This is a genomic window from Faecalicatena contorta (assembly GCF_001404335.1).
GTDB lineage: Bacteria > Bacillota > Clostridia > Lachnospirales > Lachnospiraceae > Faecalicatena > Faecalicatena contortus_B.
Window position 1 is genome coordinate 1 of sequence record NZ_CYZU01000058.1, and the last position, 13032, is coordinate 13032.

Sequence of the window (13032 nt, forward strand, 5' to 3'; positions counted from 1 at the left end):
CTGTTTCCCACCAAGAATTTCTAAGGTCCGCTTTGAGCGTTTTTGAAAGGACATGGATGTTCTCCGGGAGGCTTTCGGCTATCCCTTCATGGAGCTGGCGTATCCAACCGGCGGGAAAAGGACACGTTCCTAAGGTGGGGCCTTAAACGGGGGCAGCGTATGGATATAGAATTGGTGGTACTTTTATGTCCCAGTAGGTGTACAAAAGCAATGGGACACGGTTCCAGTATCAAAATAATTCAATACACTATGCGGTTTTGTTTTTGGTCTTATTTTATATACCTCTTATTTATACAGCAGGCTATTTCTGTAGTATTCAGTATATGGAAAAGAATGTAAATGCCTACTAATCATACAGGAAATACGCTGCTATTGAAATTTTACATAAATTTTTCTATGATATACTGGTTTCTTTCCCCGATTTCTGTGATAATATATATCCAAGGGCATTCCATAATTGATATTCTGCGGACGTTTTAAAGCAGGACTATTTTATTTTTACCGGGAGATCAGACGAATTGTAAAAGCCTGAAGTGCACCGGTCTTCGCCGCTCGCGGGATGTGGAATGTTTCTGCCGGAGGGGGAATACATAAAAATTAATAGGAAAAGAGGTTTTTGCTATGCCAACAACGTATGCACACTATAGATTTGGAAAGGATGTCATTAGTGCCCTTCCCAGGCCGCTTGAAAAAGCGGTGGAAAATAACAGGGAATTATTTGATATCGGCCTTCACGGACCGGATATTTTGTTTTATTACAAAGCCTTGAAGTCTAATCCGGTGAGCGGGCAGGGATACGCCCTGCACGATAAGATGGCGGATCAGTTTTTCAGCCATGCCGCTGAGATTATTTCAAAAACAGATGACAGTGCGGCGGCCAGGGCTTATATGTATGGGTTTATCTGCCATTTTGCACTGGACAGTGAGTGCCATAAGTACATTGAAAAGATGATACAGGTCAGCGGGATCAGCCATTCCGAAATAGAGATGGAATTTGACCGGTATCTCCTGACCGGAGACCATATAAATCCGGTGACGTATTTTTCTGCAAAACACATTCACCCGACGATGGAAAATGCAAAGGTAATCGCGCCATTTTTTGAGGATCTGTCTGTTGATACCGTAAAAAAGGCGCTGAGCTCCATGATTACTTATCATAAGCTCCTGCTTGCGCCCGGACAGAAAAAGAGAAAACTGGTTTTTGGCGCTATGAAGGTAATGGGAAAATACGATTCTATGCACGGAATGGTTATGAGTGAGGAGGCAAATCCGCAGTGTGAAAATTATTGTCTGCTGCTGAAAAAACTATATGCAGGAGCTGTGCCGCTGGCTGCAGACTTGATCATTAAGTTCCAAAAAGTCCTGTTCCAGGATGCGGAACTTCCGGTAAGATTCCATGAGACATTCGGCGCAGGTGAAGATTGGAAGGAACTGCCGTTGTAGGACCAGGGCCAAACGGATATACAAGGAATGAGCAGTTATAAATATGAGTGAGAGAAAGTGATAAAAGGGGGAAATCTATGAAATTTAAAATGACGGCCTTGGAGAAGAAATGGGTTTTGTATGATGTGGGCAACTCCGCATTTACTATGCTGGTAGCCACCATATTTCCAATCTACTTCAACCATCTGGCAGATATTGCGGGAATATCTTCTGTCAATTATCTGGCGTACTGGGGATATGCAACCTCTATCTGCACCCTGTTTGTAGCGGTTCTTGGGCCGACACTGGGGGCGGTTGCGGATACGAAGAATTATAAGAAAGTGATATTTTCAGTTTTCCTTGGAGTGGGCGTGATCGGCTGTATCGTCCTGGGCTTTTTGTCTTCCTGGATCTGGTTTCTGGGAGTATTTGTGCTGACAAAAACGGGATATTCTTCCAGCCTGATCTTTTATGATGCCATGCTGACGGATGTTACTGAACCTGAAAGGATGGATGTCGTATCTTCCCAGGGATTTGCCTGGGGCTATATCGGAAGCTGCATTCCTTTTGTTGCCAGCCTGGGAGTAGTGCTGGGCGGCGGAAAACTGGGGATTGGCATGCAGACATCCATGGTAATCGCATTTCTGATTACATCTGTCTGGTGGCTGCTGTCGGCTGTACCGCTGCTGCGTTCTTATAAGCAGAAGTATTTTGTGGAGACAACGCAGCATGTGGTCAGGAACAGTTTCAGACGACTTGGCAGTACTTTTAAAGAAATTGCCAGGGAAAAGCATGTCCTGTTCTTTTTGCTGGCCTTTTTCTTCTATATAGATGGGGTTTATACAGTCATTGATATGGCCACTGCCTACGGGCAGGCACTCGGTCTGGACAGTACGGGATTGCTGCTTGCGCTGTTGCTGACACAGATCGTCGCATTTCCCTGCGTTCTTATCTTCAGCAGGCTGTCAAAAAAACTGGCTTCCACAACAATTATTACGATATGTATTGCCGCCTATTTTTGTATAGCGCTGTATGCATACGGTTTAGATACTCAGCTTGACTTCTGGATACTGGCGGTTCTGGTGGGAATGTTCCAGGGGACGATCCAGGCGCTTTCCCGGTCTTATTTTGCTAAGATTATCCCGGCAGAAAAGTCCGGTGAATATTTCGGGATTTATGATATCTGTGGAAAGGGCGCCTCCATCTTCGGCACGGCATTCGTATCCGTGCTGAGCCAGATTACCGGTAATGTAAATATAGGAGTCAGCGCGCTGTCTGTTTTTTTCCTTGTGGGATTCATCCTTTTCAGAAAGGCCGTGAAAGCTGCAAAAGCTGTAAAATAGATATCCGAAAAAGCAGCGGGCTGCCTGATTATGACAGGCAGCCCCGTTTTTTTTTACCATAAAATTTAGCAATAAATTAATTGTGAAATTAGTAAGAATTCCATCATTTTCTCATATGAACGTGATATAATGTTAAACAGACTGGGCAGGCCTGAATGCGGGATTACCAGCCTTCGGTGTGTGAGTGCGGCCGCACTGCCGCATCAGAAATATGCAGCTGACGAGGAGATGCTAAGATGAAGGATTTCGTAAAATTAGAAGATATTTCAAAGATTTATAAGATGGGAGAAGTTGAGATCCGTGCGGTGGACGGAATAGATTTTGCGATTGAGAAAGGAGAATTTGTCATTATTGTGGGCCCCAGCGGCGCAGGTAAGACAACGGTGCTGAATATCCTGGGTGGTATGGACACTGCCACAGGAGGAAAGATCACGGTGGACGGAGCGGATATCACGAGCTGTAATGCAAGGCAGCTGACCAGCTACCGCCGCAATGATATTGGATTCGTGTTCCAGTTCTATAATCTGGTCCCCAATCTGACGGCGTTGGAGAATGTAGAGCTTGCGCTTCAGATCTGCAAAAATCCCCTGGACGCCAGGGAGGTGTTGGAGGAAGTTGGGCTGGGAGACCGGTTGGACAATTTCCCGGCACAGCTGTCCGGGGGAGAGCAGCAGCGTGTATCCATTGCCAGGGCGCTGGCTAAGAATCCAAAGCTTCTGCTGTGCGATGAGCCAACCGGAGCTCTGGACTATAATACGGGCAAATCAATCTTAAAACTGCTCCAGGACATGTGCAGGGAGCGGGGCATGACGGTCATCGTCATCACACATAATTCAGCGCTGGCGCCGATGGCAGACCGGCTGATCCGCATTAAGAACGGAAAAGTATCCGGCATGGAACAGAATCCCAATCCGGTATCAATTGACCAAATAGAATGGTAGGGCATGCATATGAGCAGGAAAGCACTTAGAAAAGATTTTTACATGGAGATCCGCAGAAGCCTGGGCCGGTTTCTCTCGATATTCTTCATAGTGGCAATCGGGGTTGCGTTTTTCTCGGGCATCCGCTCTGCGGAACCGGATATGCGTCTTTCAGGGGACGCATATTTTGACAGGCAGAACCTGATGGATATTAAGGTGGTCAGCACTCTGGGCCTAACAGACGACGACCTGAAAGCCCTGGAGAAGGTGGACGGTATTGAGCACGTGGAGGCCGGCTATTCGGCAGATGCTCTTTGTTCTGTGAATGACAGCAAAAAGGTGGTACATATTTCTTCGCTGCTGCCGTCCATGAATCAACTGGTAGTGGAGGAAGGGCGGCTGCCAAAAGCAGCGGACGAGTGTGTTGTAGACATAGACTTTCTGACGGGGAGCGGATACGAGGTCGGCGATAAGATTACGTTTTTATCAGGGACAGAGGATAAGATCACCGATACACTAAAGACGGATACCTACACCATTGTGGGGACGGTCAGCAGCCCGTGCTATATCTCTTTTCATCGCGGCAGCAGCACGATCGGCACCGGTTCTGTCAGCGGGTTTGTCAGCGTTTTACCGGACAGCTTTGATCTGGATGTGTATACGGAGATGTATGCTGCTGTGGACGGGGCAAAAGAGCTGACAGCGTTCACGGATGAATATGATGACCATATAGACACTGCTATAGATGAAGTGGAGAAGATCCGCAAAACAAGAGAAGACGCCCGGTATCAGGAGATTGTAGATGAGGCTGAGAATAAGCTCAACGATGCAAAAAAAGAGCTGGAAGATGCGAAAACCGAGGCAGATCAAAAATTAAACGATGCAAAAGCAAAGCTGGATGACGGCAGAAACCAGCTGGAGAATGCAAAGGCGGAGATATCCAACGGCTATGCACAGCTGGAGGATTCACGCAGCCAGCTGATCCAGAAACAAGATGAGATCAACCAGGGGTACGAGGACCTGAACGCGCAGGTCGAAGTGCTGAATGGCAAGGTAGAGGAACTGAACCAGGTGAAGGCCCAGTATGATGCACTTGCATCAAGCGGGCTGACCGATGAGCAGACCCAATATACACTGCAGGTGATGTACGCCAAGATTACGGAAGGAGATGCCCAGATCGAGGCGGCCCGCGCCCAGCTCGACGAGGCAAAGGGGCAGCTGGATTCCGGCCAGCAGCAGATCAATGACGGCTGGCTACAGATAGAACAGGCACAGTCTGACCTTGCGGCAGGAGAGAGCGAACTTGCATCAAAAGAGCAGGAACTGAACGATGCACAGGCAGAGTACGAGGATGCTAAATCCGAAGCAGATACGAAGATAAAAGACGGCGAGAAAAAAATCAAGGATGCCGAGAAGGATATCAGCAAGATTGAGCATGCCAAGTGGTATATTTATGACAGAAGCACTCTGACCGAATACACAAGCTACGGGGAAAATGCAGACCGTATGAAGGCCATTGGGGAGGTGTTTCCGGTACTGTTCTTCCTTGTGGCGGCACTGATCAGCCTGACGACCATGACGCGTATGGTGGAAGAGCAGAGAACCCAGATCGGAACATTAAAGGCGCTTGGCTATGAACGACATTCTATTGCGGGCAAATATATCGGTTATGCATGTCTTGCAACTGTGAGCGGGAGCGCATTTGGAATCCTGGTCGGAGAGAAGATACTGCCCTATATTATCATTACAGCCTATGGAATTATGTATCAGCACATGGATACCGTACTGACCCCATACAACATGTATTACGGTATGGCGGCATCACTTGCGGCCCTGGCATGCACACTGCTTGCTACGATTTTCTCCTGTTTTCATGAGTTGAGGGAACAGGCGGCGGAGCTGATGCGACCGCCCACACCAAAGCAGGGCAAGCGGGTGTTTTTGGAGAGGATTCCGTTTTTATGGAAGCGGCTAAGCTTTATCTGGAAGGCGACTGTGCGGAATCTGATCAGATATAAGAAACGGTTTTTCATGACCGTATTCGGAATCGGAGGCTGCATGGCTCTGCTTCTGGTCGGATTTGGGCTGAAGGATTCAATCTTTGACATCGCGGTGCTCCAGTATGGAGAGATCCAGCTTTATGATGGAAATGTTATATTGGAAGAAGATGCTTCCGCGGATGAAAAAGAGGAAACGTATAATAAACTGGCATCCGATAAACGGGTGGATGACACGGCAGAGAACTTCCTCCAGCAGGTTGAGGTTACACATGGAAAGACAACGAAAGATGTGTATTTGAATGTGCCGAAGGATTTGGATGAGTTCTCCAAATTTGTCATCTTTAAAAACCGTATAACGGATGAACACTATAAGCTGGACAATACCGGAGCGATTATATCCGAAAAAACGGCAAAGATGCTGGATGCAGGCGTGGGTGATACGGTCAGCATAAAAGACGATGTGAAGGGTGAACTTCAGGTTAAGATTGCGCAGATATGTGAAAACTATATCGGACATTATATTTATTTGACACCTGACCTTTATAAACAACTGTATGGAGAAGCGCCGGAGTATAACTCCATCTATTATACGATGAAAGAGGGCAGGATGGATGAGCTTGAAAAAGTTGGGGAGTCCATTCTGGAGACAAAAGGCGCTCTGAGCATCAGCTATACGAACAATATGCAGCAGCAGCTGGATGACATGCTGGGCAGCCTGGATATTGTGCTGGTGGTGCTTGTTATATCGGCGGGAATGCTGGCATTTGTAGTTCTGTACAATCTGAATAATATCAACATTACAGAACGAAAGCGGGAACTGGCCACACTGAAAGTTCTCGGGTTTTTTGACAATGAGGTATCAGCCTATGTTTACCGTGAAAATATAATCCTGACGGTAGTCGGTTCTGCAGTGGGCATATTGCTTGGTAGGATACTGCATCAGTTTGTCATTGTGACTGTGGAGATTGATTCTGCTATGTTCGGAAGAAATATTGACTTTAGCAGTTATGTGTACAGTTTTCTGATTACCATGGGATTCTCTCTCTTTGTAAACGGAGTGATGTATTTCAAGCTGAAACGGATCGATATGGTGGAATCTCTGAAGAGCGTGGAATAAAAGCGGATGACGGGGAAAAGTGCCCGAAAAGCCCGCAAATTCACAGTTTCATCAAATTTACCTGTTATGATACAAAAAAGGAATAAGAACGGGAAAAAGAACAGATAGGAGACGATTAAAATGGAGAAAATCAAAGTTTTAGTTGTGGATGATGAAAGCAGGATGCGCAAGCTCGTAAAGGATTTCCTGACGAGAGAAGGATATATGGTACTTGAGGCGGGCGACGGCATGGAGGCTATGGATTTATTTTATGAAGATAAGGATATCTCGCTGGTGATTCTGGATGTCATGATGCCGAAGATGGATGGCTGGCAGGTATGCCGGGAGATCCGGGAACATTCCAAGGTTCCGATCATCATGCTGACGGCCCGCTCGGATGAGCGTGACGAACTCCAGGGGTTTGACCTGGGCGTGGACGAATATATATCCAAACCATTCAGCCCAAAGATCCTGGTGGCCAGAGTAGAAGCCATCCTCCGCAGAACACAGAGCACAGATTCCGGGGATGTCATGGATGCCGGCGGGATTGTGATTGACAGGGCTGCACATATTGTAAAGATCGGGGACAAAACCATAGATTTAAGCTACAAAGAGTTTGAGCTTTTGTCCTATTTTGTGGAGAATCAGGGAATTGCCCTGTCAAGAGAGAAGATACTGAACAATGTGTGGAATTACGATTATTTTGGGGATGCGCGTACCATAGATACCCATGTGAAGAAGCTGAGGAGCAAGCTGGGAGAGAAGGGCGACTATATTAAGACGATCTGGGGCATGGGATATAAGTTCGAGGTAGAAGGATGAAACAATCAATAAGACGGCAGATGATGGTTATCTTTGTCGGGTTGATTATATTTATACTTATTCTGCTCTTTGCGGTGAATTCAGGATTCCTGGCACAGTATTACACGGTGCACAAGCAGGCAGATCTGTTGAGTATGTACAATTCCATTGACAAAGAGATCCGCAGCGGGGAGATTAGCTCAAAGTCAGTGTATGAAAAACTCGTACGACAGACGGAGCGGACAAATATCGCGGCGCTCGTTATACAAAACGACGGGACACTTGTATTTTCGACCGTGTGGGACGGAAATGGCCCTCTCTATGTCAAGCTGCTGTCCTATTTGTTTGATAAAAGCCAGAACTCGAAAAAGGTTTTGAAAAATACGGATTACTATCAGATCTGCAAGACGAAAGATTTTACGAATCAGACAGAATATCTTGAGATTTGGGGTGAGTTCTCGGATGGTTCTCTTTTCATTATGCAGAGTCCATTGGAAAGTATCAGAGAGAGCGCCAGCCTGGCCAATAAGTTTCTTGTCTATATGGGGGTAATTGCAGTAATTCTGGGCGGGATTCTCGTATGCTTTTTCTCCCGGAAGATTACGGAGCCGATCAAAGAACTGGCAGTACTGTCCCAGCGTATGGCGAGGCTGGATTTTGAGGCAAAATATACAAGCGGCGGTGATAATGAGATTGGGGTGCTGGGCAGGAATTTCAATATTATGTCCTCACGTCTGGAGAAGACGATATCGGAGCTGAAGAGCGCAAATAACCAGCTGCAGAAAGATATAGAGCAGAAAGACAGACTGGAGGACATGCGCAACGAGTTCCTGGGGAATGTTTCCCATGAGCTGAAGACTCCCATCGCTCTGATCCAGGGTTACGCGGAGGGGCTGAAAGAAGGGGTCAACGAAGATCCCGAAAGCCGGGAGTTCTACTGTGATGTCATCATGGATGAAGCCGCGAAGATGAACCAGATGGTGAAAAATCTTCTGATTCTGAACCAACTGGAATTCGGCTCTCAGGAACTGGAATTCGAACGCTTTGATATTGTCGGGCTGATACAGGGAGTACTCTCAAGCTGCGAGATACTGATTCTGCAGGCAGGGGCTTCCGTAGACTTTATCGCGGATGAGAAGGTATACGTCTGGGCGGATGAATTCAAGACGGAACAGGTAGTCAGAAATTATTTAACCAATGCGATCCATCATGTGGATAACGAAAAGCGTATCGAAATCCGGGTAATATCCAGGGGAAGAACGGTAAGGGTATCTGTATTCAACAGCGGTAACCCCATACCGGAAGAAGATCTGCATAAGCTGTGGGATAAGTTTTATAAAGTGGACAAGGCTCATACCCGGGAATACGGCGGGAATGGAATTGGCCTGTCTATCGTAAAAGCGATAATGGAGTCCTTCCACCAGGACTACGGCGTGAATAATTTTGAAAACGGCGTCGAATTCTGGTTTGAGCTGGATATGGAGTGCGCAGAGAGCACAAACTCGCCGGATTCGGAGACGATGTCTTTATTGGCCGCGCCTGAAAAACATGATCAATCATGATCAGTAACAGTTCAGACTTGCCTGAGCTGTTACTGCGTATAGAGGGGATTTAATCGGCTCCATAGCTGAAAAACTTGAAAAGCGATGCAAAATGCTGTAAAATAGCTACTATTAAGGCATACATTGTGCCAACTGGCAACGGTCGGTATTATGTATGCCTTACTCGTTACATATACCGCTGTTTACAGCGGTCCCGCCGGCGGGGACATAAGGCCGGGTGTGTTTTCTTTTTTTCATTCCGGAATGTCATTGAGAGGATGAGAGAGGAGAAAATCATGTTTGATGTAGTAAACGAAGCGGTCCAATATGTGAATTCCAAAGTGTGGGGCTGGGGGATGATCGCCCTGCTGTTTGGTACCCACTTATTTTTAACGATCCGTACAGGCTTTATTCAAAGAAAGACGATTTCGAAAGGGATTAAATTATCGGTTACAAAAGACCCGAATGCAGAAGGTGAGGTCAGTCAGTTTGGGGCATTGACGACAGCGCTTGCTTCTACAATCGGTACGGGAAATATCATTGGCGTGGGAACTGCCGTGGCGCTTGGGGGCCCTGGTGCAGTTCTCTGGTGCTGGCTGACCGGAGTGTTCGGTATAGCCACAAAGTATGGGGAATCCCTGATTGCGGTGAAATACCGTGTCAAAACGGAAGATGGAAGAATGCAGGGTGGCGCAATGTATGCTCTGGAGCGTGGGCTGAACATGCGCTGGCTGGGATTAATTTTTGCTTTTCTGGCAGGCTTTGCATCCTTTGGGATCGGATGCGCGACACAGGTCAACGCCATCGCTGCGATCTGTGAGGAAAACCTGGGGATCCAGCCATGGATTATCGGGCTTATTACCGCATTTATGACTGCAATTGTTATATTCGGCGGAATTAAAAGTATTGCAAGAGTATGCGAAAAGCTGGTTCCTTTTATGGCGGTGTTTTATGTGATTGGCTGTCTGATTATTCTGGGGATTAATTATGACTATATCATTCCGGCCGTAACAACCATCTGCAAACTTGCATTTACACCCGGGGCGGCTGCCGGCGGACTGGTGGGCGGCGGAATCCGCCTTGCCATGCAGTATGGAGTGGCCAGAGGGTTGTTTTCCAATGAATCCGGTATGGGGTCTGCACCGATAGCAGCAGCGGCGGCTCAGACGAGAAACCCTGTGCGCCAGGCACTGGTATCTTCCACTGGTACATTCTGGGATACGGTAGTAGTCTGTCTGATGACTGGGCTGGTACTGGTATCAACGATTATGAAGAATCCGGCAATCAATGCAAATGAAATTGCCAATGGCGGGATACTGACATCCAAAGCGTTTGCCCAGATTCCTTATGTAGGGCCGATTATTCTGGTAGTCGGGATTATTTCATTTGCATATTCCACGATCCTGGGCTGGGCTTATTATGGAGAGCGCTGCGTAGAGTATTTTGCGGGTAAAAAGGGATTAATTCCTTACCGGCTCCTCTATATAATCGTAGCGGCAATCGCGCCGGTTGTATCTCTGAATCTGGTCTGGCTGATTGCGGATACACTGAATGCGCTTATGGCCATACCGAACCTGATTGCAGTCCTATTACTGTCACCGGTGATCGTAAAAGAGACAAAAAAGTATATAAACAACCTGGATGCGGTGGATAAAACGCAGGTGCCTGTAGTGAAGACCGGGAAAAGCAAAAAGACAGGGAAAGAGTAGAGGAGTTTACATATTATGATAGCAATGATTGATTATGATGCGGGAAACATCAAAAGCGTAGAGAAGGCGCTATTGTTACTGGGACACGAAGTCGAAGTTACCGGTGATCCGGAGCGGATTCTAAAGGCAGAAAAGGTGATTCTTCCCGGCGTAGGGGCATTTGGCGATGCCATGGAGAATCTGAAGCGTGCAGGGCTGGATGAGGTGATCCGCCAGGTTGCGGCAAAGAGGACTCCTTTTCTGGGGATCTGCCTCGGGCTGCAGCTTTTGTTCGAGAGAAGTGATGAAGCGCCGGGAGCCGAGGGTCTCGGCCTGCTGGAAGGCGAGATATTAAAGATCCCGGATCAGGAAGGCCTGAAGATACCGCATATGGGATGGAATTCTCTGCACCTTGAGCACGGCGGAAGACTGTTTCGCGGTATAGAGGAACAGTCTTATGTCTATTTTGTACATTCATACTATTTGAAGGCGAAAGAGGAGTCGATTGTGAAAGCGTCCACAGAATACAGCACCCATATCCATGCTTCGGTTGAAAAGGACAATATATTTGGCTGCCAGTTTCATCCGGAAAAGAGCAGTGAAGTGGGTCTGAAGATACTGAAAAACTTTGTAGAACTCAACCGGGAGGAAGTGTAATGTTTACAAAAAGAATTATTCCCTGTCTGGATGTCAACGCCGGCAGAGTAGTGAAGGGCGTCAATTTTGTGGATCTGCGCGATGCCGGTGATCCGGTGGAGATTGCAAAGGCCTACGATAAAGCAGGTGCGGATGAACTCGTATTTCTGGATATTACGGCTTCTTCTGACGCGAGGGAAACCGTGGTGGACATGGTACGTAAGGTGGCTCAGTGTGTGTTTATCCCGTTCACCGTAGGCGGAGGAATCCGTACTGTGGAGGATTTTCGGGCGCTGCTCAGAGAAGGAGCAGATAAGATCTCTATCAATTCTTCTGCTATCAATAATCCGCAGCTGATACATGATGCGGCCGTAAAGTTCGGCAGCCAGTGTGTGGTCGTGGCGATTGACGCGAAACGGCGTGCGGACGGCAGCGGCTGGAACATCTATAAAAACGGCGGCCGGATTGACACCGGAATGGATGCTCTGGAGTGGGCAAAAAAAGCAGACGGCCTGGGTGCCGGTGAGATTCTTCTGACCAGTATGGACTGCGATGGTACAAAAGCCGGTTATGATCTGGAACTTACGCGTGCCGTGGCGGAGCAGGTATCCATTCCTGTGATCGCCTCCGGCGGAGCGGGGACGCTGGAACATTTCAAGGAAGCTCTCACGGACGGAAAAGCCGATGCGGCGCTGGCGGCGTCCCTCTTCCATTATAAAGAGCTGGAGATAAAAGAAGTAAAAGAATACCTGCGGAAAGAGGGCGTTTCAGTACGGCTTTAAGACGCAGCCGCACTCTGTGAAAGAACCGGGTGGATTAAAACTGTACGATTGAGCGTGTTTGAATATTGCTGCAATGAATTTTCAAACACGCTCTGGATAAAAATGTAAGCTTAGGAGTGAATAAATATGTCTGGATTGAATGGCGATTGGTATGAAGCTTTAGCGGGGGAATTTAAAAAACCTTACTATAAAAAATTATTTGAGACCGTGAATCAGGAGTACAGGACCCGGAAGATATTTCCGCCTGCAAATGACATTTTTAATGCATTTCACCTGACTCCGCTGAAGGATGTCAAAGTGGTAATTCTGGGGCAGGACCCCTACCACAATGACGGACAGGCCCACGGCCTCTGCTTTTCCGTAAAAAAGGGTGTGGAAGTCCCGCCGTCCCTGGTCAACATATACCAGGAACTGCATGACGACCTGGGATGTACCATACCCAGCCATGGCTGTCTGACAAAGTGGGCGCAGCAGGGTGTTCTGATGCTGAATACCGTACTTACGGTTCGAGCCCATCAGGCAAATTCCCATCGCGGTATCGGCTGGGAAGAATTCACGGATGCAGCAATCATGGCCCTGAACGGCCAGGACAGACCGATCGTATTCATCCTGTGGGGAAGCCCGGCACAGCGTAAGAAGAGCATGCTGAATAATCCGCAGCATCTGATCCTGCAGGCGCCGCATCCAAGTCCCCTTTCTGCGTTCAGAGGATTCTTCGGAAGCCGGCCTTTTAGCCAGACCAATGAATTTCTGCGCAGCCATGGAGTGGAACCTGTCGACTGGCAGATAGAGTAAGGGGGAAT

10 protein-coding genes are annotated in these 13032 nt (G+C 47.6%); all 10 read left to right on the forward strand.

Translation table 11 applies throughout. The features are described from left to right. The first annotated feature begins 621 nt into the window (after window positions 1–621). The 10 genes from ARB69_RS21135 to ung all read left to right on the forward strand — a co-directional run bounded on the left by ARB69_RS21135 (window position 622) and on the right by ung (window position 13024). Entirely contained in the window at window positions 622–1443 is an 822-nt protein-coding gene (locus ARB69_RS21135; RefSeq protein ID WP_055154928.1) for a zinc dependent phospholipase C family protein, read from the forward strand. 77 nt (window positions 1444–1520) lie between these two features. Beyond that, on the forward strand, window positions 1521–2765 hold the full coding sequence (locus tag ARB69_RS21140) for an MFS transporter (RefSeq protein ID WP_050640183.1): 1245 nt from the start codon (window positions 1521–1523) through the stop codon (window positions 2763–2765). Between the two features lie 236 nt (window positions 2766–3001). After that, on the forward strand, window positions 3002–3706 hold the full coding sequence (locus ARB69_RS21145) for an ABC transporter ATP-binding protein (protein ID WP_055154929.1): 705 nt from the start codon (window positions 3002–3004) through the stop codon (window positions 3704–3706). A gap of 9 nt (window positions 3707–3715) precedes the next feature. Continuing rightward, window positions 3716–6802 carry an ABC transporter permease gene (locus ARB69_RS21150; RefSeq protein ID WP_055154938.1) on the forward strand — a complete coding sequence of 1029 codons (3087 nt, stop codon included), beginning with the start codon at window positions 3716–3718 and terminating at the stop codon, window positions 6800–6802. Window positions 6803–6922: 120 nt separating this feature from the next. Further along, a complete protein-coding gene (locus ARB69_RS21155; RefSeq protein WP_055154930.1) occupies window positions 6923–7603 on the forward strand; it encodes a response regulator transcription factor in 681 nt (226 codons plus the stop codon). Further along, on the forward strand, window positions 7600–9144 hold the full coding sequence (locus ARB69_RS21160) for a sensor histidine kinase (RefSeq protein WP_050640180.1): 1545 nt from the start codon (window positions 7600–7602) through the stop codon (window positions 9142–9144). Before ARB69_RS21155 ends, ARB69_RS21160 begins: the two co-directional genes overlap by 4 nt. A gap of 275 nt (window positions 9145–9419) precedes the next feature. After that, on the forward strand, window positions 9420–10832 hold the full coding sequence (locus ARB69_RS21165) for an alanine/glycine:cation symporter family protein (protein ID WP_050640179.1): 1413 nt from the start codon (window positions 9420–9422) through the stop codon (window positions 10830–10832). 15 nt (window positions 10833–10847) lie between these two features. Further along, entirely contained in the window at window positions 10848–11468 is a 621-nt protein-coding gene (gene hisH, locus ARB69_RS21170) for an imidazole glycerol phosphate synthase subunit HisH (RefSeq protein WP_050640178.1), read from the forward strand. After that, window positions 11468–12229 (forward strand): imidazole glycerol phosphate synthase subunit HisF, encoded by a 762-nt coding sequence (gene hisF / locus ARB69_RS21175; protein WP_050640177.1) that lies wholly within the window; start codon window positions 11468–11470, stop codon window positions 12227–12229. The genes hisH and hisF overlap by 1 nt, the downstream gene beginning before the upstream one ends. Window positions 12230–12355: 126 nt before the next feature. After that, a complete protein-coding gene (gene ung, locus ARB69_RS21180) occupies window positions 12356–13024 on the forward strand; it encodes a uracil-DNA glycosylase (protein WP_055154931.1) in 669 nt (222 codons plus the stop codon). The last annotated feature ends 8 nt before the right edge of the window (window positions 13025–13032 follow it).

Coding starts and splice junctions, on each gene's coding strand:
- ARB69_RS21140 (WP_050640183.1), top strand. CDS start 1,521: ATGAAATTTAAAATGACGGCCTTGGAGAAGAAATGGGTTTTGTATGAT.
- ung (WP_055154931.1), top strand. CDS start 12,356: ATGTCTGGATTGAATGGCGATTGGTATGAAGCTTTAGCGGGGGAATTT.
- ARB69_RS21145 (WP_055154929.1), top strand. CDS start 3,002: ATGAAGGATTTCGTAAAATTAGAAGATATTTCAAAGATTTATAAGATG.
- ARB69_RS21135 (WP_055154928.1), top strand. CDS start 622: ATGCCAACAACGTATGCACACTATAGATTTGGAAAGGATGTCATTAGT.
- ARB69_RS21150 (WP_055154938.1), top strand. CDS start 3,716: ATGAGCAGGAAAGCACTTAGAAAAGATTTTTACATGGAGATCCGCAGA.
- hisH (WP_050640178.1), top strand. CDS start 10,848: ATGATAGCAATGATTGATTATGATGCGGGAAACATCAAAAGCGTAGAG.
- ARB69_RS21165 (WP_050640179.1), top strand. CDS start 9,420: ATGTTTGATGTAGTAAACGAAGCGGTCCAATATGTGAATTCCAAAGTG.
- ARB69_RS21160 (WP_050640180.1), top strand. CDS start 7,600: ATGAAACAATCAATAAGACGGCAGATGATGGTTATCTTTGTCGGGTTG.
- hisF (WP_050640177.1), top strand. CDS start 11,468: ATGTTTACAAAAAGAATTATTCCCTGTCTGGATGTCAACGCCGGCAGA.
- ARB69_RS21155 (WP_055154930.1), top strand. CDS start 6,923: ATGGAGAAAATCAAAGTTTTAGTTGTGGATGATGAAAGCAGGATGCGC.